The 24297-nt window shown below is 46.5% G+C and carries 23 protein-coding genes and 1 other annotated feature; of the genes, 21 read left to right on the top strand and 2 right to left on the bottom strand.

Features of this window, described 5'->3' with window-relative positions:
• The first annotated feature begins 2 nt into the window (after window positions 1-2).
• From murD to ftsZ, 7 genes are all read left to right on the top strand, one after another.
• Window positions 3-1424, top strand: coding sequence for a UDP-N-acetylmuramoyl-L-alanine--D-glutamate ligase (gene murD, locus NSS67_RS10365; RefSeq protein WP_339319456.1), 1422 nt, complete (start codon window positions 3-5; stop codon window positions 1422-1424).
• A gap of 54 nt (window positions 1425-1478) precedes the next feature.
• Window positions 1479-2576: a stage V sporulation protein E gene (spoVE, locus tag NSS67_RS10370; protein ID WP_339319457.1), complete on the top strand. Its 1098-nt coding sequence runs from the start codon at window positions 1479-1481 to the stop codon at window positions 2574-2576.
• A gap of 5 nt (window positions 2577-2581) precedes the next feature.
• Complete coding sequence (gene murG / locus NSS67_RS10375) at window positions 2582-3694, top strand: undecaprenyldiphospho-muramoylpentapeptide beta-N-acetylglucosaminyltransferase (RefSeq protein WP_339319458.1); 1113 nt, start codon at window positions 2582-2584, stop codon at window positions 3692-3694.
• 208 nt (window positions 3695-3902) lie between these two features.
• Window positions 3903-5186 (top strand): UDP-N-acetylglucosamine 1-carboxyvinyltransferase, encoded by a 1284-nt coding sequence (murA, locus tag NSS67_RS10380; RefSeq protein WP_339319459.1) that lies wholly within the window; start codon window positions 3903-3905, stop codon window positions 5184-5186.
• Between the two features lie 63 nt (window positions 5187-5249).
• Window positions 5250-6017, top strand: coding sequence for an FtsQ-type POTRA domain-containing protein (locus NSS67_RS10385; protein WP_339319460.1), 768 nt, complete (start codon window positions 5250-5252; stop codon window positions 6015-6017).
• A 345-nt stretch (window positions 6018-6362) separates the two neighbouring features.
• The gene (gene ftsA, locus NSS67_RS10390) at window positions 6363-7625 is read left to right on the top strand and encodes a cell division protein FtsA (RefSeq protein ID WP_339319461.1); all 1263 of its coding nucleotides are present in this window, start codon (window positions 6363-6365) and stop codon (window positions 7623-7625) included.
• A 61-nt stretch (window positions 7626-7686) separates the two neighbouring features.
• Complete coding sequence (gene ftsZ / locus NSS67_RS10395) at window positions 7687-8808, top strand: cell division protein FtsZ (RefSeq protein WP_339319462.1); 1122 nt, start codon at window positions 7687-7689, stop codon at window positions 8806-8808.
• Here ftsZ and NSS67_RS10400 read toward each other — a convergent pair whose 3' ends face one another.
• Window positions 8809-9027 carry a hypothetical protein gene (locus NSS67_RS10400; protein WP_339319463.1) on the bottom strand — a complete coding sequence of 73 codons (219 nt, stop codon included), beginning with the start codon at window positions 9025-9027 and terminating at the stop codon, window positions 8809-8811.
• A 536-nt stretch (window positions 9028-9563) separates the two neighbouring features.
• Between NSS67_RS10400 and spoIIGA the strand changes: the two genes are divergently transcribed.
• The 12 genes from spoIIGA (at window position 9564) to NSS67_RS10460 (ending at window position 21621) form a co-directional block, all read left to right on the top strand.
• Window positions 9564-10511, top strand: a complete 948-nt coding sequence (spoIIGA, locus tag NSS67_RS10405; protein WP_339320564.1) for a sigma-E processing peptidase SpoIIGA — start codon at window positions 9564-9566, stop codon at window positions 10509-10511.
• Between the two features lie 91 nt (window positions 10512-10602).
• Window positions 10603-11325, top strand: a complete 723-nt coding sequence (sigE, locus tag NSS67_RS10410) for an RNA polymerase sporulation sigma factor SigE (RefSeq protein ID WP_028530613.1) — start codon at window positions 10603-10605, stop codon at window positions 11323-11325.
• A gap of 78 nt (window positions 11326-11403) precedes the next feature.
• Window positions 11404-12186, top strand: coding sequence for an RNA polymerase sporulation sigma factor SigG (gene sigG, locus NSS67_RS10415; RefSeq protein ID WP_036683631.1), 783 nt, complete (start codon window positions 11404-11406; stop codon window positions 12184-12186).
• A 210-nt stretch (window positions 12187-12396) separates the two neighbouring features.
• Window positions 12397-12741: a YlmC/YmxH family sporulation protein gene (locus tag NSS67_RS10420; RefSeq protein WP_060622055.1), complete on the top strand. Its 345-nt coding sequence runs from the start codon at window positions 12397-12399 to the stop codon at window positions 12739-12741.
• A gap of 134 nt (window positions 12742-12875) precedes the next feature.
• Window positions 12876-13733, top strand: coding sequence for a peptidoglycan editing factor PgeF (pgeF, locus tag NSS67_RS10425; RefSeq protein WP_339319464.1), 858 nt, complete (start codon window positions 12876-12878; stop codon window positions 13731-13733).
• 3 nt (window positions 13734-13736) lie between these two features.
• Window positions 13737-14423: a YggS family pyridoxal phosphate-dependent enzyme gene (locus tag NSS67_RS10430; RefSeq protein WP_339319465.1), complete on the top strand. Its 687-nt coding sequence runs from the start codon at window positions 13737-13739 to the stop codon at window positions 14421-14423.
• Window positions 14424-14434: 11 nt separating this feature from the next.
• Window positions 14435-14878 carry a cell division protein SepF gene (sepF, locus tag NSS67_RS10435; protein ID WP_313639298.1) on the top strand — a complete coding sequence of 148 codons (444 nt, stop codon included), beginning with the start codon at window positions 14435-14437 and terminating at the stop codon, window positions 14876-14878.
• Between the two features lie 34 nt (window positions 14879-14912).
• The gene (locus tag NSS67_RS10440) at window positions 14913-15152 is read left to right on the top strand and encodes a YggT family protein (protein ID WP_339320565.1); all 240 of its coding nucleotides are present in this window, start codon (window positions 14913-14915) and stop codon (window positions 15150-15152) included.
• A 9-nt stretch (window positions 15153-15161) separates the two neighbouring features.
• Window positions 15162-15944, top strand: coding sequence for a YlmH/Sll1252 family protein (locus tag NSS67_RS10445; protein ID WP_339319466.1), 783 nt, complete (start codon window positions 15162-15164; stop codon window positions 15942-15944).
• 227 nt (window positions 15945-16171) lie between these two features.
• A complete protein-coding gene (locus NSS67_RS10450) occupies window positions 16172-16684 on the top strand; it encodes a DivIVA domain-containing protein (protein ID WP_339319467.1) in 513 nt (170 codons plus the stop codon).
• Between the two features lie 399 nt (window positions 16685-17083).
• Window positions 17084-17358: a binding site (T-box leader), on the top strand.
• A gap of 546 nt (window positions 17359-17904) precedes the next feature.
• Window positions 17905-20997 (top strand): isoleucine--tRNA ligase, encoded by a 3093-nt coding sequence (gene ileS, locus NSS67_RS10455; protein ID WP_339319468.1) that lies wholly within the window; start codon window positions 17905-17907, stop codon window positions 20995-20997.
• A gap of 327 nt (window positions 20998-21324) precedes the next feature.
• Window positions 21325-21621: a DUF5665 domain-containing protein gene (locus NSS67_RS10460; protein ID WP_042194357.1), complete on the top strand. Its 297-nt coding sequence runs from the start codon at window positions 21325-21327 to the stop codon at window positions 21619-21621.
• A gap of 105 nt (window positions 21622-21726) precedes the next feature.
• On the opposite strand, the gene NSS67_RS10465 is transcribed toward NSS67_RS10460, so the two are convergent.
• Window positions 21727-22452, bottom strand: a complete 726-nt coding sequence (locus NSS67_RS10465) for a TraR/DksA C4-type zinc finger protein (RefSeq protein WP_339319469.1) — start codon at window positions 22450-22452, stop codon at window positions 21727-21729.
• Between the two features lie 246 nt (window positions 22453-22698).
• Between NSS67_RS10465 and lspA the strand changes: the two genes are divergently transcribed.
• Both lspA and NSS67_RS10475 read left to right on the top strand, forming a co-directional pair.
• Complete coding sequence (gene lspA / locus NSS67_RS10470) at window positions 22699-23211, top strand: signal peptidase II (RefSeq protein ID WP_339320566.1); 513 nt, start codon at window positions 22699-22701, stop codon at window positions 23209-23211.
• A complete protein-coding gene (locus NSS67_RS10475; RefSeq protein WP_339319470.1) occupies window positions 23204-24175 on the top strand; it encodes an RluA family pseudouridine synthase in 972 nt (323 codons plus the stop codon). The genes lspA and NSS67_RS10475 overlap by 8 nt, the downstream gene beginning before the upstream one ends.
• The last annotated feature ends 122 nt before the right edge of the window (window positions 24176-24297 follow it).

The raw sequence follows: 24297 nt of genomic DNA on the forward strand, positions 1-24297 counted from the left end.
AAATGAAACATCCAGATATGTACCGTGGTGAAGAAGTAGTGGTTCTTGGGCTCGCTAAAAGCGGTGTCCAGGTTGCTAAAGTGCTGCATGATCGCGGCGCTGTAGTTACGGTCAACGATAAAAAGGAAAGAGACCAAAGTCCCGAAGCTTCCGAATTGGAATCTTTGGGAATTTGTGTTATATGCGGTGGACATCCGGATGGACTAATCCATGAAGGTGTAAGTCTGGTCATTAAGAATCCAGGCATTCCTTATTCCGCGCCTCCTGTGCAAAAGGCCCTAGAGCTTGGCATTGAAGTTGTTACAGAGGTAGAGGTTGCTTACCGACTTTGTACAGCGCCGATGATTGGCATCACGGGTTCCAATGGCAAGACGACAACGACGACCTGGGTAGGCCGAATGCTGGATGCTGCAGGCATGAATCCGATTGTTGCAGGTAACATTGGCACACCTCTCTGTGAGGCTGCGCAAGAGGCTACAGAGGATAACTGGATGGTGGTCGAACTCAGCAGCTTCCAGCTCAAAGGTACGGAGACTTTCCGCCCCAAAATAGGTTGTTTGTTGAATATTGCGGAAACCCACCTGGATTACCATGGGAGCATGAAGGATTATGTCGATTCCAAAGCAAAGCTGTTCGCCAATCAAGTAGCGACGGATACGGCTGTGCTGAACTGGGGCGATCCTTACTGTCGAGAACTTGTGCCGTATATGAAGGCTTCGATTCTTCCGTTCTCACTGTCTGAGGAACTCTCTTTTGGTGTGTTTGTTAGCCCATCCTATATTACGGGCCAAGAGGATGATCTGAAGCGCCGCATTATTTATCGCGAATCTGCAGACCGAGAAATAATTATTGCTGATGTAGACTCCATTGGCCTTCCGGGACGTTTCAATGTGGAAAATGCACTGGCTGCCTGTGGAATTGCCATTGCTGCTGGAGCAGATCCCTCTTTATTAGGCGAAGTACTTGCTTCGTTTCGCGGTGTGGAGCACAGGCTGGAGTATGTAGCGGATAAGGCTGGAGCCACTTATTATAATAACTCCAAAGCAACGAACTCCAAAGCGACGATTATGGCACTAACATCTTTCCAGCGCCCCGTAGTGTTGATTGCTGGTGGATTAGACCGGGGCTCTGATTATATGGAGCTGCTGCCTGTCCTGAGCGGTCGTGTCAAAGCGCTGGTGGCGTTAGGGGAAACTAAGGACAAGCTAATGAATGTAGCGCAGCTGGCAGGATTAAAGCATATTATCTCCGTCGATAATGGGGAGAGTGCCGCCGCCGTGCTTGAGCAAGCTGTGCAGGAAGCTTCCGCTTTGGCGGAAGAAGGAGATATCGTTCTATTGTCTCCTGCCTGTGCAAGTTGGGATATGTTTACATCCTATGAAGATCGCGGGCGTATTTTTAAAGAGGCGGTGCATAACCTTTAAGTAGGGGGGTGGATAAGCCCCATCCCTACTACGGATGCAAGAGGTGTGCTCCTGATGAACAAAACTCGTCATGCTCCCGATATTTGGTTGCTGATTCCTATTCTATCTTTGCTGGTGATCGGCATGGTGATGGTATACAGCGCCGGGTCCGTTCTGGGCTTCCGCAATTATGGAGATTCGTTTTACTTTGTAAAAAGACAGCTTTTGTTTGCAGGACTAGGACTAGTCGCAATGTTCGTTACCGCGAATACCGATTACAGGGTGCTGAAAAAGCTGGCTAAGCCGGCACTTCTGATCTGTTTTTTCCTACTTGTCATTGTGCTTATCCCTGGTATTGGAGTAGTACGTGGGGGAGCGCGAAGCTGGTTAGGAATTAGCTCCTTCGGGATTCAGCCTTCCGAGTTCATGAAGATGGGGATGATTCTATTCTTAGCTAATTGGCTGGGGAAAGAGGAGTACGACATCACTTCCTTCACACGAGGCTTGCTTCCACCGCTTGCGCTCATTGGGTCAGCCTTCGCGCTGATTATGCTCCAACCGGATTTGGGTACAGGTACCGTAATGTTTGGTGCAGCCTTGATGATGGTCTTCACAGCAGGGGCTAGGATGAAGCATTTACTTTTACTTGGTGTGGCTGGAGCGGCAGGGTTTGTTGCTTTGATTGTAGCAGCGCCTTATCGGCTGCAGCGGATTACCGCTTTTCTTGATCCATGGTCCGATCCGCTCGGGGCAGGCTACCAGATTATTCAGTCGCTATATGCGATCGGTCCTGGGGGGCTCGGTGGTCTTGGATTAGGAATGAGTCGGCAGAAGTACAGTTATGTACCTGAGCCGCAAACTGATTTTATTTTTTCTATATTGGCCGAGGAGCTGGGGTTCATCGGTGGTTTGGCTGTGTTGATCCTATTTCTTATTCTAATTTGGCGCGGAATGAAGGTGGCGATGAGTCTACCTGACCGTTTTGGAAGCTATCTGGCCGTTGGCATCGTCTGTATGGTGGCTGTGCAAGTCATTATTAATATTGGTGTTGTTATCGGTCTAATGCCTGTAACGGGCATCACGCTTCCTCTGATTAGCTATGGCGGATCTTCACTTACACTGATGCTAACATCCCTTGGCATTCTATTGAACTTATCCCGTTTTGCGAGGTGAAAGAGATGCGTATCGTATTAAGCGGCGGAGGCACGGGTGGACATATCTATCCTGCGGTCGCTGTTGCTAGGCAACTGGAGTTGGAAGATAGCAATTCTACCTTCCTGTATATTGGTGGAACGCGTGGCTTAGAGAGCAAGCTTGTTCCCCAAGAGAATATCCCTTTCAAATCTATCGACATCACTGGTTTTAGGCGCAAGCTGTCCTTGGACAACGTCAAGACCGTGATGCGTTTCTTGAAGGGCGTTAAAGCTTCCAAAGAAATGTTAAGAGAGTTCAAGCCAGATGTTGTGATTGGAACAGGCGGTTATGTGTGTGGTCCGGTCGTTTATGCTGCATCCCGGTTGGGTATCCCTACTTTGATTCATGAACAAAATGCTATACCAGGTCTTACAAATCGTTTTCTGAGTCGGTACGCGAGCACGGTTGCCGTAAGCTTTGAAGGCACAGAGTCCTCTTTTCCGGGGAGTAAACATGTGATCTATACTGGTAATCCGCGTGCTACAACAGTTACTACAGCAAGTCCACAACGTGGATTCGCATCGCTCGGTATTTCGGATGGCAGTACTGTGGTTTTGGTGGTTGGTGGCAGCCAGGGAGCTAAGGCTATTAATAAAGCCATGATTGAAATGGCCCCATTAGTGGGTAAGGGTAATGGAGTTCATTATGTGTACGTTACAGGTGAACCGTATTTTGAAGAGACCCGGGCTGAATTACGTCAAAAGCTGGGTAGCTTACCAAACTGGTTGCATGTCCTTCCATATGTACACAATATGCCAGAGGTTTTGGCTTGTACCTCCTTGATCGTAAATCGGGCGGGAGCCTCCTTTCTCGCTGAGATTACAGCGCTGGGTATTCCCTCAGTACTCATTCCCTCTCCTAATGTGACGAACAACCATCAGGAAGCGAATGCAAGACAGCTGGAACGCGAAGGTGCTGCTGTGGTGCTGCTTGAGAAAGATTTAAACGGCGCAGCGCTTTATGAGTCGGTTCAAAAAATCATCGGAGCTGAGACCGTGCGTGAGCAGATGTCTGAGGCTTCCAAGCGCCTGGGCAAAAGAGATTCTGCCGCAGTAGTTACAAGCGAGCTCCGAAGACTTGCTGGTAAGAAGTCTTAAGATTTCTTCTTTTTCCGTATGGGTTTTCCTTATTGGCAGCTCTCTGTCACACACTTGGAGGAACGAACATAGGATAATCCTATAATCGTGACAATCACCCAGGACACTTCCAAACCTGAGATGTAGTGCAGGATATTCTTGTACATTTCATATGATCTTGTAACGGAAGTGTTTGTGGTGGGTGAGCGGTAATCTCGGAGGTGATACATTGGACAAATTGGTGATTGAGGGTGGAAGTCCCCTGTCAGGCACCATTCGTATCCATGGAGCAAAAAATGCGGCGCTGCCGATTCTAGCGGCAAGCCTGCTGGCCGAAGGAGTTCACTCACTGCATAATGTGCCGAAGCTGCTGGACATCGAGACTATGCTAGACATCCTAGATCGGCTGGGCTGCAGGTGCGTGCATCAAGAGGATACGGTGACGATAGATACGTCTGCCGTCGGGACATCTCATATTCCAGAGGATTTAATGCGGCAAATGAGATCTTCTATTTTTCTAATGGGACCGCTGTTATCCAGATTTGGCGAGGTAACGATCTATCAGCCTGGGGGCTGTGCGATCGGAGAGCGTAAAATCGATCTTCATCTACAAGGGCTTAAGGCGCTTGGTGCGGAGATCGAGGAGAGCAACGGACGAATATTCTGCCGGGGTTCTAAGCTTATAGGGAGTGATATTCATCTCGACTATCCGAGTGTAGGCGCAACGGAGAATATTATGATGGCTGCCGCAAAGGCAGAGGGAACAACAACGATATCGGGGGCAGCAAGAGAGCCAGAGATACAGGATCTGCAGCAATTTTTGAATAGTATGGGTGCCCAGATTATCGGCGCAGGTACGGACACCATCACGATTCAAGGGGTCAAAAACCTATATCCCTGTACTTACGAGGTGATACCTGATCGGATAGTGGCTGGAACCGTAATGATTGCTGCGGCAGCTACACGAGGGAATGTGACTTTGACACATGCCAACGCGGGTCATCTGACTTCGCTTATTCATGTGCTCAAGCGGGCTGGTGTTCAAATCACAGTGTGCAATGATATAATTAATATCAGTTGTATGGGCCGTCCGCGTGCTGTTGAGCGAATTGTGACTTCACCTTATCCCTCTTTCCCAACGGATCTACAATCTCAGGTCATGGTGCTATTGTCTCTCGCCGATGGCTTCAGTGTAATCAAGGAGACGGTGTTTGAGGGACGATTCAAGCATGTGGAAGAAATGGCTCGGATGGGCGCTGATATTTCTATCGATTTGAATCGTGCGTATATTCGCGGCGTTCAGAGATTGTATGGTGCTACTGTGGAAGCTACTGATTTGCGAGCTGGTGCAGCACTGGTCATTGCTGGACTCGCTGCACAAGGGACTACAGTCGTTGAGCAGGCACACCACATTGACCGTGGGTATGATGGAATAGAGAAGCTGTTTCAGAAGCTTGGCGCGCGCATTAGCCGCAAGGTACCCGTACCGGATCCACTTGATTTGGCCAATTAAAGCTCCCTGTCTCCTTCAGTTCATTCCAAGGAGGAGACAGGGCCTTATTACGGAGATATGAGAATGACAACAACCCGATTACCTCTTCTTAAAGAGGACAAGCCTAAGAAAAAAATGAGCCGTAAGATTACAGCGATCCTGCTGCTATTGTTCACTGCGCTTCTTGCTGTGATTTTTTTCAGATCGTCTATTAGCCGCATTACAGTGATAGATTTTCAGGGAAGCAAGTATTCTACTAGCGACGAATTGCTCTCGCAGAGTGGAATTCATATAGGTGGACAATTCTTTGCCGTTTCTACGAAGTCTGTGGAACAATCTCTGCTGGAGCTTAAGACGGTTAAGAATGCGACCGTGAAGAAGGATTTTCCCGGCGTAATCACAGTGAAGATTGAAGAATTCCCTGCGGTGGCCTATGAACTGGAACAGGGAGGCATCTTAAAGGCGATTCTGTCGAGTGGAGCAGCTGTGTCCGTGAATGAGGCTGGTATTGCCGTAGAGAAACCTATATTAACCAACTGGGATGCAGGCGATCCTAATAAGGCTATCTTATGTCAAACGCTAGGAAGCATTTCTAATGAATTGACAAGTGATATCTCTGAGATAGTTCCCTCGCCAACGTTGTCTTTTCCAGACCGTATTAAGCTCTATACTAGATCTCGTTTTGAGGTGATTACATCCATCTCTTTATTGAAGAGCAAGGTTGCTTATTTGAATCAGGTAATAGAGACTAAAGAGCCAGGACTCATTACGATGCTTGAGGCTGACTCGTATGTTCCTTTCCAGGTCGAGAGTGATGATCAAAAAGACGAGACAAAAGATGTGCAAGAGTAGAGTAGAGGTCAATAGTCCCTACTAATAGAGTTGAAAAAATGCTACAATCGGAGTTACGGGCAAGAAGCTAAATCCCTCTTTTTTCTTCGATTTTTTTGAAATATAATCCTTCATTTGGTTCTTTATAACCAAAAATGGCTTATATTTCTTGTGATAATTATCATTCTTTATAAAATTTATGAGTAACTATTCACATTTAGGGATGTTGGAATATTATTCCGTTCAAAAAATTTGTAGAAAAAAGAGGGAAAGGATTAGGTATGTTGAATATGTACAGAGAAGTTTCCCGAGACAAGGATAAGGTAATGAAATTTATTAAGATTATAACAGGAGGTGCCATAGGACTTGAGCAACAATGACATCATTGTTAGTTTGGACATCGGTACATCCAAAGTTCGGGCAATAATTGGGGAAGTTACCAATGGAACCTTTAATATTATTGGCGTTGGATCTGCTGATTCGGAAGGTATACGTAAAGGCGCGATTGTAGATATCGACCAAACTGTGCAATCGATCAAAAGTGCTATAGATCATGCAGAGCAAATGGTGGGTATTCAAATATCAGAGGTTTATGTAGGCATTTCCGGTAATCATATTGGCCTGCAATCCAGTCACGGTGTCGTGGCCGTTCAGAATGAGGATCGTGAAATCGGTGAGGATGATATCGATCGCGTTATTAAAGCTGCGGAAGTCATCGCTATGCCTCCGGAGCGAGAAGTGATTGATGTTGTTCCTAAACAATTTATCGTCGATGGTCTCGAAGGTATTCAGGACCCGCGCGGGATGATTGGTGTTCGTCTAGAAGTTGACGCAACCATCGTAACGGGTGCTAAGACGCCAATACATAATCTACTACGCTGTGTTGAGAAATCAGGGCTAAAAGTGAAGGATCTTGTGCTGATGTCTCTTGGTGCTGGTGGATTGGCGCTATCCAAGGACGAGAAATCGATGGGATCTGTTCTGGTAGATATCGGTGCCGGGTCGACAACGATAGCCATATACGAAGAAAGTTCCCTTTGTGCAACCTCCACGATTCCGATCGGAGGAGAATTTGTAACGAATGATATTGCATACGGACTACGTACACTTACTGATCAAGCGGAGAAAGTAAAGCTGAAGTATGGTTGCGCGTGGATTGATGATGCAGCCTCTGACGTTGTCTTCAAGGTGCTGCGTATTGGCAGTAACGTGGAGAAGGAATTTAACCAAGAGGATTTGGCGGCAATTATCGAACCAAGGGTGCAAGAAATCTTCCATCTAATTAAACAGGAAGTGAAACGGCTTGGTTACAGTGAACTACCTGGAGGTTATATACTAACGGGTGGAACTGTCTCGATGCCTGGCGTATTAAAAGCGGCTCAGACTGAGCTTGCTGCATCTGTACGCATCGCTGTACCGGATTATATCGGTGTACGGGACCCTGGGTTTACCGGTGGTGTTGGTATCCTGCATAATGTTGTTCGTAGCTTCCGTGGAAGAAGCAGTGGTGGAAGCAGCAATAAAAAGACGGTCAATCGGAGTAAGCAGAACGCCACTCCAAATCAGGAAACTGTTCAGAAGACCGGGTTTGTCGAGCGTCTAAAGAACATGTTTAGCGAATTTATATAAGTGTAAGTCCAGATATACTTGGACCGGCCATCCAAGCACATTGAGGGGGAGATGGAACAATATGTTAGAATTTGATTTTGAGATGGATAGCTTGGCGCAAATAAAAGTCATCGGCGTGGGCGGCGGCGGTAGTAATGCTGTCAACCGAATGATTGAAAATGGCGTTCAGGGTGTAGAATTTATAACGGTTAATACAGACGCCCAAGCGTTGCATATGGCCAAATCGGAGCACAAGCTACAAATCGGGGACAAGCTGACCCGTGGTTTGGGGGCAGGTGCCAACCCTGAAGTCGGTAAGAAGGCAGCGGAGGAATCCCGTGATCTGATTTCTAATACCCTTAAAGGGGCAGACATGGTATTTGTTACTGCAGGAATGGGTGGCGGGACAGGAACGGGTGCAGCACCAGTTATAGCTGAGATTGCTAGAGAGTGCGGAGCCTTGACTGTGGGTGTAGTTACTCGCCCGTTCACTTTTGAAGGAAGAAAACGTTATAACCAGGCAATGCTTGGAATCGAAGCTTTGAAAGAAAAAGTCGATACGCTAATCGTCATTCCAAATGACCGTTTGCTTGAGATCGTTGATAAGAAAACTCCGATGCTAGAAGCTTTCCGTGAAGCAGATAATGTTCTCCGGCAGGCTGTTCAAGGTATCTCTGACCTAATTAAGGTTCCTGGTCTGATTAACCTTGACTTTGCGGATGTAAAGACGATCATGACAGAGCGCGGTTCAGCGCTTATGGGTATCGGTATTGCGAATGGTGAGAACCGTGCATCAGAAGCAGCACGTAAAGCCATCATGAGCCCGCTCTTGGAGACGTCTATTGAAGGCGCTCGCGGCGTAATCATGAATATTACGGGAGGATCTAATCTCTCCCTGTATGAAGTCAATGAAGCGGCTGAGATTGTGACTTCAGCTTCTGATCCTGAAGTAAACATGATCTTTGGTGCGATTATTGATGAGGGATTGAAGGATGATATCAAAGTAACGGTGATTGCGACTGGCTTTGAACATAAGCCTGAGCCAGCACCACCAGGACGTCGTCCAGTTACGACGAACAATGAGCCTGCCGCTGCACCTGATAAGAACACTGCTAATCTGCGTCCTTTTGGTAATCAGAACTCATCAGATCAGCTTGATATTCCGACGTTCCTGCGTAATCGTACTCGGGGCAATAACGACTAATTAAAGAGAACCAAGATTATATGAGAACACCGTATCGCTTAGCTGATTAGCTATGGCGGTACGGTGTTTTTTTACGTAAATGTAAGGATTGATCAAGGGGTCAACAGCACGGTGTGGCTCACAGATGCTGATGGTAGCAATAACGATAGCCGCCAACCGCCAACCAGCACCCGCCACCCGGCACCCGTCAGCCGTCAACCGGCACCCGCCAACCAGCACCCGTCAACCGCCACCCGCCACCCGCTAACCAGCACCCGTCACCCGCCAACCGCCGGATAAACCTGCAAAAATGCAGTTTTTAATAATACATAGCTGGCTAAAGTATTAATTCCTGCGAATCTGCAGTTGTTCCTGCGACAGAACAAGATTTCTAGCCAGAAGTGAGGAGAAACCTGTATGCAAGCAGTTTTTGGACTTCATGAAGCGGATATTTACACAAAAGTCTGTATCTATGCAGGCTTTTCTATTCCAGCGAACGATGCAGTGAAGGGAATGGATGAATAAGCGGAAAAATTTTTCATTGTGGAAGTGAACCGAGGGCTCATGAAAGTTTTTGAAATAAAAGATCTAAATAATTCGATGAAGAAGGAATAAAACCTCCAGCGCTATAACTCGACAAAAAAACCGCAAGAATGCCCCCCAAGTTTAGACAGACTTTGAATGCGAGACTTTCTATACTAATCATATCGTCCAAAAAACAGAGCCTGATCCATTTTGGCTACAGGATAGATTCCGCCATTAAGCAGGTGAATGCACTGGTTGTTTATATTGACTTGATATTCGCCGCCAATCTAGTGATCGACGGAATTCTTTTGTGGCTGACAGGCTGGATGGTTAAGCTGAGAATATCGTGGTGGCGCTTAATCCTCTCAGCTCTCGTTGGCGCGCTGTATGTGGTGATGATGTTTGTACCGGAGTTGTCTTTCATGTATACCTTCCTCATTAAGTTTGGACTGTCGGTGGTTATGCTATGGATTGCCTTTGGTTTTGGGAGTCTGCAAAGCTACCTTCGCACTATGGGAGCTTTCTATATTATCAATTTTGCAGCCGCAGGTGGGATTGTTGGTATTCACTATTTGCTGCAGAGCTCCAGTGATATTTGGAATGGTATTATGTTCACTGCTTCAGGAGGGCATGCCTATGGCTTAAAGATCGGCTTTTGGTTTGTCATTGCAGTATTTCCCCTGGTATTAATCTGCTTCAAGGCAGTGCATTCTTCACGAATCAGAAGGGAGCAGCTTGAAACCTATATCGGTGAGGTGGTTGTTGAAATTGAGGGGGTAAGTGTTTCGTGTTCTGGGCTGTTAGACACAGGTAACCGACTTTGTGATCCTTTGACCCGCATACCAGTGATGGTAATGGAATCGACGCTCTGGGAGGGGCATCTGCCTGCTGCTTGGAAAGGGAGACTCACTCAGGATGGTGCGGACAGACTTTTGCTAGAAACGGACGGGCAGTCGTTTGCTTGGCAGGACAGGATGCGACTAGTACCTTATAGGGGGATTAACCGAGGGTCATCATTTATGCTCGCACTGAAGCCGGACCTTGTGACGATAAAGCTTGGTGAAGATACCTTTTATAGTAAAAGAGTCTTAATTGGGCTGGATGGCGGGACATTGTCAGGGGATGGAGCCTATCGGGCAGTTATACATCCGGATTTAACTCAAAGAGAGAGCGCTGCTGATGCAGCACTACCTTCCTAATCTTAAAAGCTAGCTGAACCAAACTTCTGATGGCTAAAAGCGGGAATTGAAAGCTTCATACGCGAACCGTGCACTTCTTGGAGGAGGAACAATAATGGTCAAATGGAAAATTGCTCTGCAGCTGCAATATTACCGCATGCTGTTTCTACTAGGGCTGAAGAGTCAGGAAATCTATTATATTGGCGGGAGTGAGGCTCTTCCCCCACCGCTGACACGTGAAGAAGAAGAGTACCTGCTTCAACGGCTATCCAGCGGCGATGCAGCTGTTCGTGCGATGCTGATTGAGCGTAACCTGCGCCTCGTAGTATATATCGCTCGTAAATTTGAGAATACCGGAATCAATATTGAAGACTTGGTTTCGATAGGGGCTATCGGATTAATCAAGGCGGTTAACACATTTGATCCCGAGAAAAAAATAAAACTAGCAACTTATGCATCACGTTGCATAGAGAATGAAATTTTGATGTATCTGCGGCGCAATAGTAAGACACGTAGTGAGGTTTCTTTTGATGAACCCCTTAATATTGATTGGGATGGCAATGAGTTGCTGCTCTCAGATGTATTAGGGACAGAAAATGATACCATTTATCGGAACATTGAAGAACAGGTCGATCGCAAGCTGCTGCAAAAGGCGCTGGAGAAGCTTAGCGAACGGGAAAGACTCATTATGGAGCTGCGATTCGGACTGCGTGGAGGCGAAGAAAAGACACAAAAAGATGTGGCGGATCTGCTTGGAATCTCCCAATCTTATATTTCGCGACTAGAGAAACGAATTATTAAGCGGCTACGTAAGGAGTTTAACAAGATGGTGTAAGGTGAAATTAGCGAGGAATAAAATGGCCAACCCGGGAGATAATGTACAGTAATGTTTCTCCTTGGGAGGTAAATCATCATGACCCGAAATAAAGTCGAGATTTGCGGTGTGGATACTGCTAAGCTGCCTGTTCTAACGAATGTGGAAATGCGGCAACTGTTCACTTCGCTGCAGCAGCAGGGCGAGCGATCCGCCAGAGAGAAATTGGTAAACGGTAATCTTAGGCTCGTTCTAAGTGTTATCCAGAGGTTCAATAATAGGGGAGAATTCGTTGACGATTTGTTCCAGGTGGGTTGCATCGGTTTGATGAAAGCCATCGATAATTTCGATTTATCACAAAACGTTAAGTTCTCCACATACGCGGTTCCGATGATCATTGGTGAGATCCGCCGTTACTTGCGTGATAATAACCCGATTCGGGTATCGCGTTCACTAAGAGATATTGCTTACAAGGCGCTGCAGGTACGCGATAGTCTGACCAATCAGAATTCGCGGGAACCGACAATATTCGAAATTTCTGAAGCGCTTGGTGTCCCGAAGGAAGATGTAGTATTTGCCCTTGATGCTATTCAGGATCCAGTGTCCTTATTCGAACCGATCTATCATGACGGTGGCGATCCTATTTATGTAATGGACCAGATTAGCGATGATAAGAATAAGGATGTGTCGTGGATCGAAGAAATCGCCTTACGTGAAGCGATGCGAAAACTAGGTCAGCGGGAAAAACGAATATTATCCATGCGGTTTTTCGAAGGGAAAACTCAGATGGAAGTCGCAGATGAGATTGGCATTTCGCAGGCACAGGTTTCACGCCTGGAGAAATCTGCGATCCAGCAAATGCAGAAGCATGTAAAGTCTTAAATAGTTAGAGATGAGGAGATATCTAAAATCCGTAATACGGATTTTGGATATCTCCTCTTTTTAATGTTTCAGGAAGTATAAACTGGGGCCCCGCAAAGTACCTGAGTAAGCATCGAAGCATAACCTCACTTTGTGGGGATATTTCATGCATGTGGCCAAGCTTTCATAACATATATTGGACTATAGGTCTGATTGTACAGGGGTGGTGAGATGAACGAGGATTATGTAGGTTCAGCCAAAAAAATGAAAATCTCTGATTTTCAGACGAAGGACGTTATTAATATAGTGGACGGCAAGCGGCTGGGCCAAATCAGTGACTTAGAACTTGATTTACGCAGAGGTGTTATCGATGCCATCGTAATTCCCGGATACACTCGGTTTATGGGATTGTTCGGAGGAGGAACGGATCTGATTATTCCATGGCGAAATATTGTCAAAATCGGGTCTGATGTAGTGCTTGTGAAGATTGAAGAATCAAGAATGCCTCAAGGGCAGGACGAGCGAGAAACGATGTATTTGGAACGAGGGGACCGAAGCGAACGGCGCACTTATTAATTAGGTGCGTTTTTTGTCTTTTTTTTAAAGATACGAAATTGCATAGCTTAAAAAGTTACTAAATTGAGCGTTCTAGCTTAAGCGGCATTTTGTGAGGGTATTTACATGTGGTACACTAAGGCGGAGGTGAGGATATGGAACCGTTTGTGCAGGGAAAAGAAACACTTATGCTACTCCATCTGGAGCCTTGGCGTGAGGTGTATAAAGAAATTACAGCAGGTTTTACCGGTAGACAGGGAGGGGCTAGTAAAGAGCCTTATGACAGCCTGAATTGTGCGTTTCATGTTGGGGATGCTCCAGAAGATGTCTTAAGAAATCGTGTGGCACTTACTGAAGCTCTTGATTTTAAGCCGGAAGCTTGGACCTGTGGAGAACAAACCCATGGGGCAGAAATAGCAGTAGTAAGAGAAGCAGATCGTGGCCGGGGTCAAAAGGATAGAGCTTCGGCATTTCAGACAACGGATGGTTTGCTTACCGATGTGCCGGGAGTCTTGCTGACTTCTTTTTATGCGGATTGTGTGCCCCTTTATTTTTATGATCCAGTGCACCAGGTTGTAGGACTTGCGCATGCTGGTTGGAAGGGAACTGTAGCCCAGATTGCAGCCGCAATGGTGAATAAAATGGAGAACACTTACGGCAGTCATCCGCAGGATATTTTTGCAGCGATCGGTCCATCTATTGGTGACTGCTGTTATGAGGTGGATGATTATGTGATGGAGCATGTCCGCCATTTGGAGGGTGATCTGAACAAGTCGATAGAAACAGCTGATTCTGTTGGGCTATACAGAGTATCTGACACAGATGAGAACAAATACATGCTAAACTTGAAAGAAATGAATCGACGCATTATGATTAAAGCAGGAATATTGCCGACTCATATCGAATGTACATCTTGGTGTACAAGCTGTAATCAAGATTTATTCTTTTCTTATCGCAAAGAAAATGGGGTTACAGGCAGGATGACGAGCTGGATCGGAATAAAGGAGAGTTGAAAGTTGGCTTTAACACTGCAGGAGAGAATTGCTGAGGTAGAGGAACGTGTAACACGTGCCTGCGAGGCAAGTGGCCGGGATCGAAATGACGTCAAGGTAATTGCAGTGACGAAATATGTTTCTCTGGAAATGGTGTCCTCCGTGTTGGAGGCAGGCCTAGAGCATATTGCCGAGAGTCGCTGGCAGGATGCTGAGCACAAATGGAAGGTTTTAGGGGACCAAGGGACATGGCATTTTATCGGGCATTTGCAGACCAATAAGGTTAAAGACGTTATTGGAAAGTTTCAATATATACACTCTTTAGACCGGATATCCCTAGCGCAAGAATTACAGAAGAAGGCGACTGCCGCAGATCAAGAAGTGAAAGTCTTTCTTCAAGTAAACATCTCTGGAGAAGATACGAAGTTTGGTCTGTCGCCTGAGGCGGTACCTGGATTTTTACGTGAAATTGCTAGTTTCGACCGTGTAAAAGTAATTGGACTAATGACGATGGCACCTTTAGAAGGTGATCCGGAGCTTACCCGTCCTGTATTTCGCGGACTTCGTGAGCTGCGCGATGAGCTCAATCAACTTGCTTTGACACCTGAGCCGATTACGGAATTATCGATGGGAATGTCGAATGATTTTGAGGTAGCGATACAGGAAGGAGCCACCTGGGTACGCCTGGGTACGGTGTTAGTAGGCCATTAGGAGGGATCGTGATGAGCGTTATGAACCGATTTATGAGTTTTTTGGGCTTGCAGGAGGAAGAGGAAATTGTGGAGCGGGAGCAGATTTCCCATGAAGAGGATGAGTATGAGCCAGCCCCTGTCGAAACCCGCAAAAATCAAAGGGGCAACGTTGTCAGTATCCATTCGCAAAAGAATGTAAAAGTTGTACTTTATGAGCCACGTTCGTACGATGAGGCTCAGGAAATTGCTGACCATCTCCGTTCGCACCGGACGGTAGTAATCAATCTTCAGCGCGTCCGTAATGATCAAGCGATGAGAATTATTGATTTTTTAAGTGGAACCGTTTATGCCCTTGGTGGAGGAATCTCTAAAATTGGGGGCAATATATTTATGTGCACGCCAGATACCGTTGAAATTCAAGGTGCTATTACGGAAATCCTAGGTGACGATCCAGACTATAACAGAATGAGGTGAATGAGCTTTGCTCCAAATTGATTACATTATCGATATGCTGTTTAATATTTATTTTTACATGATTATTTTCTATGTACTGATGTCTTGGTTACCAAATGTTCGTGATAACTTTATCGGAGAACTGCTAAGTAAGCTTGTTGAGCCGTACTTGACGCCGTTCCGTCGGTTTATTCCGCCACTTTTCGGTACGCTTGATATTTCCCCGATCGTTGCATTACTTGTCTTGGAATTTGCGGCAGGTGGACTCAAATCCATTTTGCACTTAATTTTTTAGGCAGAAGTGATGAAGACAGAAGTTTACGGGCATTTTCATCCCGATGAAAGACAATTTGTGGACAAGGCTTGGGAATGGGTTACCCATGCTGGGGAATATCATGAGACGAAACTGACCGAATTTCTAGATCCGCGTCAAGGGTTTATTCTGCAAACTTTAGTTAACCGTCATCCTGATGTTATCGTCAGATGGGAAGGCGGCCATCCAGAGGCAGAGCGGAAGCGAGCACTCGTTGCTCCCGATTATCGTGACCTGGATCATGAGGATATGGAGCTGAGGGTTCTTGCCATAACCTCCGGTGAACAAAAGTTTCTGGCGCTCGAGCATGGGGACTACATGGGTTCTATTCTCGGTCTTGGAGTAAAACGTGGCAAAATCGGTGATATTCATGTTTTGGACGATGGTTGTCATGTAGTAGTAGCTGCAGATATTGCAGATTATTTATCCATGAACTTAACTGGAGTGCACCGGATACAGGTGAGTACGGAGGTATTGCCACTTTCTGCCTTACGTAATAGTGAGGTGAAGCTGGAAATGATGGATTTGACAGTAGCGTCCCTGCGATTGGATGGCATTGCCGCAGATGTAACACGGCTTAGTCGAAGCAAGATTCTTGCTCCCATCAAGGCCGGACGCGTTCGGGTAAACTGGAAAGTGGAGGAAGACCCTTCCTGCGGGCTTAAAGATGGTGACATGGTATCTATTCAAGGATTCGGTCGATTCAAGGTTTTAGAGGTCGGTAGTTTGACGAAAAAAGGCCGATACCGTGTTCAGGTTGGTAAATTTGTGTGAATCCCTTGCAGGAATCCGGCTTTACTTGTCGAAATTGATTATTTCGAGGGAATCAAACATTTTTAAAGCAGGACGCCGATACTTTATAGAAGAGGCGGACCATGAATGACAGGCGGAACGCAGGTACATCCTCTGCCTTTACTCGAAGTACAGTCTTTCTTCTTTGTCTACTGCACAGATACGGTTCAGAGACTTAGAAGGTCCGAAATTTCTAGGAGGTGCACAGCATGCCATTAACACCGCTCGATATACATAACAAGGAGTTCTCTCGGAGACTTCGCGGTTATGATGAGGACGAGGTCAACGAATTTTTGGATCAAGTGATCAAGGATTACGAAAGCGTCATCCGTGAGAACAAGGAGCTGCAGAATCAGCTTTTGACCATTCAAGAGCGTCTGGATCATTTTGTGAATATTGAAGAGAGTTTATCGAAGACGATCTTAGTCGCTCAGGAAGCGGCGGATGATGTGAAGAACAACTCCAAGAAGGAATCGCAGCTTATTATCAAGGAAGCGGAAAAGAACGCAGATCGGATTATTAACGAAGCGTTATCCAAATCCCGTAAGGTTGCTATTGAGACTGAAGAATTGCGCAAGCAAGCTTCGATCTATCGCACTCGTTTCCGTACATTGGTGGAAGCTCAGCTCGAGCTGTTGTCACAGGATGACTGGAACGCCTTAGAGAGTCGTGAGGCGAGCGAGAGCGTTACTTTTAAGGATGATGTTCTACATCGTATCTAATGCATTATGATGAATGAATGCTGATGTGGTTTGTGATTAGGAAGGATCTGGGGCTTTGTGGTCCTCGATCAGATTAGAGGGAATTTCTCCTGTTATTTTTGGGTTTTTGGGTCAATAAATTAGGTTAAGGGGAATTTCTCCCTTTAATAACCTTGATTTGCTCTGAAATAGGGAAATTACTTGAATTTATAGGGAGAAATTCCCTCTGATTTATAATTTCATGCTAAAATCGGCTAAATAGAGGGAGTTATTCCCTCTATTTTTTATTTTCCGCTAAAATCGATCATAATAAGTATCTTCCGCTTATGCAGGTACACCTCCAATTGCGGATTTGGCTAGCGGTTGTTGACATTTAGACTTAAAAAGTCTATAAATAGAACATATCTGTATAATGTTTATATGTATTCGATGACGGGACAAGTACGACAAGGTAACGTTCTCCAGAGAGTCGGCGATTGCTGAGAGCCGATTGTTCGAACCCTGCCGGAAGATCTTCCCCTAGAAGTTAAGCTGAAGCGTTGATCGTGCGTAAGCTTAGCCGTCTGCCGGACGTTACACCGGACCTGTGCACAAGATTTACGCGCAGGACTGAGATTGTGCTGAATACACTCCCCTTAAGGATGTGCTCATGCGCAGAATTAGGGTGGTATCGCGAGCGTCGTCTCGCCCCTTTGGGGGTGGGATGACGCTTATTTTGTTGTTCCGGGGCGGGCCATCCCCCTAAATCCCCCTTTCTAAGGGGGACCCCAAGGGCTGCTGCCCTCTGGACACCCGCAAAGTAAAGCCTCGCGCAAACAGGTATGGTGCTGGAAGTGAACGGACTCATGTCGGCGGAGGAGCGGCCCTTCTTAGGCTCCCCTGGCGGGTTCGCCTGCGGGGCCTGCACTTTTAGGGCAGGCCGGCGTTTCACTCGCCGGCCTATGTGGCCCCCCGAGCCAGTGCTGCCCTGCGGGATCGCGGCTCGGGAGCCAAAGGCAACAGCGAAGGCGACCAGCTGCGCGAGGTCGCCCGAGGCGTCCCGAGCCAGTGCTGCCCTGCGGGATCGCGGCTCGGGAGCCAAAGGCAACAGCGTAGGCGACCAGCTGCGCAAGGTCGCCCAAGGCGCCCCGAGGCAGTGCTGCCCTGCGGGATCGCGGCTCGGGTGCCCTCGAGATCCCCTCCTTAGCAGGGAGGGGATCGAAGCAGGTTTAAGAATAAACCATGAAAGGATTGACCATCACATGCAAAAAGTAGATGTCAGAGAAAAAGCGCGGGCAAGAGATGTCCGCATACTGAAGAAATGGAGCGACGAAAATACGTTCCGCAAATCCATGGAGAACCGTGAAGGACGTCCGAACTATGTATTTTACGAAGGTCCTCCTACAGCAAACGGTGCCCCGCATATCGGGCACGTGCTTGGACGCGTAATCAAGGATTTCATCGGTCGTTACCAGACGATGAAAGGCTATCGCGTTGTACGTAAAGCAGGCTGGGATACACACGGCCTGCCAGTAGAACTAGGCGTTCAAAAGAAGCTTGGTATCTCCGGGAAACAAGAGATCGAAGAATATGGCGTAGAGAAATTCATTCAAGAATGTAAAGACAGCGTCTTCGGCTACGAGAAGCAATGGCGCGAGTTTACAGAGGGCATCGGATACTGGACAGATCTAGATAATCCTTACGTTACCTTGGATAACACATATATCGAGAGCGTGTGGAACATCTTGGCTACAGTGCATGACAAAGGGCTGCTCTACCGCGGACACCGTGTTAGCCCATACTGCCCAAGCTGCCAGACTACCCTAAGCTCCCATGAAGTAGCTCAAGGCTACAAAACAGTCAAAGATCTCAGTGCGACTGCAAAATTCAAACTGGATGACAGTGGAGACTACGTATTGGCTTGGACGACTACACCTTGGACACTGCCAGCACATATGGCGCTGGCTATGAACCCAGATATGGATTATGTACGTGTACAACAAGAAGACGGCGTGTACATCGTTGCCAAAAATTTGGTGGAAGAAGTAATGAAAGGCGAGCATACAGTCCTTTCTACGCATAAAGGCTCTGAGTTCATCGGAAAGAGCTATACGCCTCCATTCGGATACATCAAAGCTGAGAAAAGCAATGTCATCGTAGGTGCTTCCTTCGTTACAGATTCCAGTGGTACAGGGATCGTACACATGGCACCAGCGCATGGAGAAGATGACTACAAGACTTGCCGCGAGAATGGCATCAGCTTCGTGAACGTGGTTGATAACTCTGGTAAGTATACGGATGTAGTTTCTGATTTTGCTGGACGCTTCGTGAAAGACTGCGATTTGGATATCATAAAAGTTTTGTCTGAACAAGGAACACTTTACGGCAAAGAAAAATACGAGCACAGCTACCCATTCTGCTGGCGCTGCGATACGCCGCTCTTGTATTACGCAACAGACAGCTGGTTCATCAACACTACCGCCATCAAAGATCAGCTGATTGCTAACAACAACAGTGTGAATTGGTACCCTGAGCATGTACGCGAAGGCCGTTTCGGCAAGTTCTTGGATGAACTGGTGGACTGGAATATCAGCCGTAATCGTTACTGGGGTACACCGCTTAACGTTTGGGTATGTCAAGAAACGGGCAAAGAGTTCGCTCCACACAGCATTGAAGAGCTGAGAGCAATGGCTATCGGCGACGTGCCGGAAGATATCGAATTGCATAAGCCTTATGTAGATAACATCAAGCTGCGCAGTCCTTTTAGCGAAGGTGCAGAAATGGTTCGTACACCAGAAGTTATCGACGTATGGTTCGATAGCGGTTCGATGCCTTTTGCGCAAAGTCATTATCCATTTGAGAACGAGGATAAACTGAATGACCAATATCCAGCCGATATGATCTGTGAAGGAATCGACCAGACCCGTGGATGGTTCTACAGCTTGCTTGCAGTATCTACCTTGTTTAAAGGTAAAGCTCCTTATAAAGCGGTAATCGCTACAGGCCATATTCTCGATGAGAACGGTCAAAAAATGTCTAAATCCAAAGGTAATGTCATTGATCCTTGGGAAATCATGAATGAATACGGAACGGATGCTTTCCGTTGGGCGATTCTGTCCGACAGTGCACCGTGGAACAATAAACGGTTCTCCCGTGGTCTTGTAGGGGAAACCAAATCCAAAGTTGTCGATACACTGGTGAATACGCATGCGTTCTTGACGCTTTATGCAGGCATCGATGGTTACGATCCAACAGATCACCCATTCAAAGTATCGGAGCATAAGCTGGACCGCTGGATTCTGTCCCGTCTGAACAGCTTGATTCTTCTGGTAGATAAAGGGCTTGCGGTGAATGACTTCGTGAATACGTCCAAAGCCATTGAGAACTTTGTAGATGAGCTGAGTAACTGGTATATCCGTCGTTCCCGTGACCGTTTCTGGGGTAGTGGCTTAGGTGAGGATAAGCTGGATGCTTACCGTACACTGACCCATGTACTTTTGAAAACAGCGGCTGTGATGGCTCCATTTACACCGATGTTGTCCGAAGATATCTTCACGAACCTTGGCGGCGGAGAAAGTGTGCATTTAGCAGATTATCCGGTTGCTGATGAGAGCTTGATCGATAAAGAGCTGGAAGAGGATATGGAAAGTGCAAGACAAATCGTTGAGCTGGCACGTAACGTGCGTAACGAAACAGGGATTAAGAATCGTCAACCGCTGTCCGAGCTGATCGTTTCGATGAACCGCGACTTCCACTTGGCTGAGTATGAAGAAATCATCAAAGATGAGATCAACATCAAGAACATCGTGCTAGAGACTAGCGACAGTGGATTTGTTGATTTCACACTCAAGCTGAATCTTAAGGTTGCCGGTAAAAAATACGGTAAAAACGTCGGCTTCCTACAAGGTTTCCTGAAAGCTCTGGCTAGTGACTCTACCCGCAAAGCGGTGCAAGACGGCTCAATCACGATTGCGACGCCAGAGGGAGAAGAGCTGGTGATCACTTCCGAAGAGCTGCTCGTTGAAAAACAAGCCAAAGCAGGCTTCGCCGCAGCTTCCGGATATGGAATTACAGTTGCGCTCAACACCGAAATCACGCCTGAGCTTGAACAAGAAGGCTGGGTTCGTGAGATCATTCGTGCGGTTCAGGATTACCGTAAACGTCTGGATCTGCCGATCGAGAAACGGATCGCACTCACGCTGAACTTAGATGATGAGCTTAAAGCAGCAGTAACAGCATTTGAGAATGTATTGCGCGACAATGTACTTGTGACTACGGTTGATTTTGGCGGAGAGCATGCTTTTGAAACGGTAGATGTCGGTGGTAAATCCATCGGTATCCATATTGGAGCGTAAATCTGCATTACCTGTCCCAAAACAGCATATACTAGCGGCACAAGTGTAAACGGAGAACTCTGTTTATGCGTGGAATATAGTTCTTATATTTCGTCGCAAAAATAACGAGCCTCGAGCTCAAGGAGATTTTTTCTCTTTGACCGGGCTCGTTTACTTTGTGACCAGTATAGACGTATGAGAGGAGCCGTGGCTGTGAAGGAGCAGAAGAGCAGAATCTCCATCAAGACATCTGACAACAAGAACAGCCCAGATAAGGATGCGGAGAAAAAGGTTATTCCTGAAGCAAACCCTGAGCGTTTAACAGCAGATCAACGTAATCCAGAAGATATTCCACTGGAAGAAAAAATGAATACGATGTATCGACTAACCTTTGAATGGGCCCATATCTTAGAAAAATCACGAATTTATCAGTATACGGAGCTGTTATATTCACCTTGGACTCTAATTTGGAAAAATATTTTATATGGAGCGGCTCGTGGAGTAGGGATCGCGCTAGGCTTTACTTTTTTTGCGGCAACGATCATCTATGTTCTTCAGGTTCTTGGAGCCTTGAATCTACCGATCATCGGAGATTATATTGCGGATATTGTACGAATTGTTCAGCGTCAGCTCGAATTCAAATAGCCTTTCAAAATGACGTAGAGCAGAAGAAAACAAAAAAACAGCGGGCCATTCCACAATGAAGCTGGAACAGCACGCCGTTAAATATTTCTTGTGGGGAAATTATTTTTACTCCTCGCCTTCGAGCGGATCAAGCATGTAACTTCCCTCGTCGCTATCCTTATAACGCTCGTAACTTCGTCCCGGCACTACAATTAAATGATTGCCTGTAATATCGGTGGCGATAAAATTCTCCCAAGGCTCCACGCAGCCTTCCAGCTCATCAGCTTCAATCTCCATATCATTATATGAGCTAATATTGTTGCCTTCCGCCATCGCGGGGGAATCGGAGTTACCATAGCTTTCTACAATCTGCCAGGCATCCTCACCGTCAAACCCGTTTTGATCCTCTCGTTCATCGAGACTAGTACGTCCAAATGGGGGAGACAAAAATTCTTCTTCTATTGGCCGAGTAAAAGGTGCATTTTGACGTGGGGCATGCTCCTTACAGAAAAGTGTGGAGGGAATGGCGGATAAGCGCTCAAAAGGGATCGGTTTCCCGCTAGCCTTACATATCCCATAAGTGCCTTCATCCATTGCGGAGAGAGCAGCTTCAATATCATCTAGCTCATGCTCGTCCCGCTCTAACAGTGAAATATCCATGGAGCGATTATACAGATCGGTGGCTGCATCCCCCGGATGATTGTCATTCTCGGAGAGCTCTCCGGTGCCATCCCGCATGGATTCCTGTAAGCCGTAATTTTCATTATTCTTTAGCCTGTGCTGAATAGTATCGCGATCTTTTTCTAATCGGGCGCGCAGCTCTGAGAGCTGCTGTACTGTCAGGTGCGTCATGATGATTAAGCTCCTTTCTGTACTTTTTTTAAGATCCTTCCGACTTACCGATTTGCACCGGATGGTTCTTTGTTAGGTTGACCTGAGAGGCGTTATTTTAGCGATGGAAAATAGTCCCCAAGAATAAGCGCCTGAGCGATGTCACGCAATGGACGATCTTCTAAGGGCTGTGCTACAATATACAAGTCTTATAACAGTATTCGTACCGCATTTAGCGGGAAAAATAAGAACGGAGTGACAACTTCTGTGGTGTACTATTTGATTGCTCTTATTGTATTTTTGCTGGATCAAGGAACGAAATATCTCATTGCCACACGTATGGAGATTGGGGATCAGATTCCGGTTATCGGAAATTTTTTCCTAATTACCTCACATCGTAATCGCGGGGCTGCTTTTGGGATTCTACAGGGGCAGCAATGGTTCTTCATTCTGGTTACCGTTATTGTAGTTGCAGGTATCGTTTGGTACTTGAACAAGACTAGACATTCGCAGAAGATGCTGTCTATTGCTCTTGGGCTTGTTCTGGGTGGAGCGTTTGGTAACTTCCTGGACCGGATGATCAGTGGTGAGGTCGTTGATTTCCTTTTGTTTAATTTTGGAAGCTATAGCTTCCCGATTTTTAACGTAGCGGACTCTTCTATTGTTATTGGGGTGGGGCTGATTCTTTTGGACTCATTTCGTGACCTTAGGAAGGGTGAAGAAATCACGGAAATCAAAGAAGTAAAAGAAACAAAGGAAGTAAAAGAAGGGAATGAATGATTTGAATAAAGACGTCAATCACGAAGCGGCATCTACGAGCGAAGAAGAGAGGGACGTCACAGAGTGGACCGTTTCGGCGGAAAATGCGCGGGAGCGAATCGATAAATATATTACGGAATCTTGGGAAGGGGATATTTCTCGTTCTCAGGTGCAACTGTGGATCAGTGGTGGCCATGTTAAGGTAAATGGAGCACCAGTAAAAGCCAACTATAAGCTCTCGGAAGGCGATGTAGTTTCCGTTATCGTCCCTGAAGCAGAAGTGACGGATTTGATTCCGGAGAATATCCCCCTTGAAGTTGTCTATGAGGACAGCGATGTCATTGTGATTAATAAGCCACGTGGTATGGTTGTGCACCCAGCAGCTGGGCATCCGTCAGGCACCTTGGTGAATGCACTGATGTATCACTGCAAGGATCTGTCCGGCATTAACGGTGAGATTCGTCCAGGTATTGTACACCGTATTGATAAGGATACCTCGGGTCTTATTATGGTGGCTAAGAATGATGCCAGTCACGCATCGCTCGCAGCACAGCTTAAAGAGCACAGTGTAACACGCCGCTATATAGCAGTGGTACACGGCAATCTATCGCATGATAAGGGAACGGTAGATGCTCCGATCGGTAGAGATCCACATGATCGCAAGCTATACACTGTAACGGAAAAGAATAGCAAGAAATCTGTGACCCATTTTACGGTGATGGAACGTTTCGGTGACAGTACACTGCTGGAACTGCAGCTGGAGACCGGGCGTACACATCAGATAAGGGTGCATATGAAATTCATAGGTCATCCACTTGTTGGCGATCCGATTTACGGACGCAGCAAGGGAACGACAATGAATGGACAGGCGTTGCATGCAGCAGCGCTTGGATTTATACATCCTTCTACGGGTGAATATAAAGAATTCAGCAGACCTATTCCGGAAGACATGGAAGAAGTTCTGTTCACATTGCGCAGCAGATAAGTACAAATGAAGTGATAATTAGTCTATGGTATTGAACACTGCTTTCCATCATATTTAATAACATAAGGATAAAGAGAGGGTCATGCCTTATTCTTTATCCTTATTTTTTATCACAGAAACGG

Source organism: Paenibacillus sp. FSL R10-2734, assembly GCF_037963865.1.
Classification (GTDB): domain Bacteria; phylum Bacillota; class Bacilli; order Paenibacillales; family Paenibacillaceae; genus Paenibacillus_AQ.

Excerpts from the sequence above, each read along its gene's own strand:
- NSS67_RS10440 (WP_339320565.1), top strand. The coding sequence starts at position 14,913 with ATGCTGTTTAATATTTATTTTTACATGATTATTTTCTATGTACTGATG.
- NSS67_RS10475 (WP_339319470.1), top strand. The coding sequence starts at position 23,204 with ATGAATGATTTGAATAAAGACGTCAATCACGAAGCGGCATCTACGAGC.
- sigG (WP_036683631.1), top strand. The coding sequence starts at position 11,404 with ATGACCCGAAATAAAGTCGAGATTTGCGGTGTGGATACTGCTAAGCTG.
- NSS67_RS10465 (WP_339319469.1), bottom strand. The coding sequence starts at position 22,452 with ATGACGCACCTGACAGTACAGCAGCTCTCAGAGCTGCGCGCCCGATTA.
- NSS67_RS10445 (WP_339319466.1), top strand. The coding sequence starts at position 15,162 with ATGAAGACAGAAGTTTACGGGCATTTTCATCCCGATGAAAGACAATTT.
- pgeF (WP_339319464.1), top strand. The coding sequence starts at position 12,876 with ATGGAACCGTTTGTGCAGGGAAAAGAAACACTTATGCTACTCCATCTG.
- sepF (WP_313639298.1), top strand. The coding sequence starts at position 14,435 with ATGAGCGTTATGAACCGATTTATGAGTTTTTTGGGCTTGCAGGAGGAA.
- ileS (WP_339319468.1), top strand. The coding sequence starts at position 17,905 with ATGCAAAAAGTAGATGTCAGAGAAAAAGCGCGGGCAAGAGATGTCCGC.
- NSS67_RS10450 (WP_339319467.1), top strand. The coding sequence starts at position 16,172 with ATGCCATTAACACCGCTCGATATACATAACAAGGAGTTCTCTCGGAGA.
- NSS67_RS10385 (WP_339319460.1), top strand. The coding sequence starts at position 5,250 with ATGACAACAACCCGATTACCTCTTCTTAAAGAGGACAAGCCTAAGAAA.
- murG (WP_339319458.1), top strand. The coding sequence starts at position 2,582 with ATGCGTATCGTATTAAGCGGCGGAGGCACGGGTGGACATATCTATCCT.
- ftsZ (WP_339319462.1), top strand. The coding sequence starts at position 7,687 with ATGTTAGAATTTGATTTTGAGATGGATAGCTTGGCGCAAATAAAAGTC.
- NSS67_RS10420 (WP_060622055.1), top strand. The coding sequence starts at position 12,397 with ATGAACGAGGATTATGTAGGTTCAGCCAAAAAAATGAAAATCTCTGAT.
- murD (WP_339319456.1), top strand. The coding sequence starts at position 3 with ATGAAACATCCAGATATGTACCGTGGTGAAGAAGTAGTGGTTCTTGGG.
- spoVE (WP_339319457.1), top strand. The coding sequence starts at position 1,479 with ATGAACAAAACTCGTCATGCTCCCGATATTTGGTTGCTGATTCCTATT.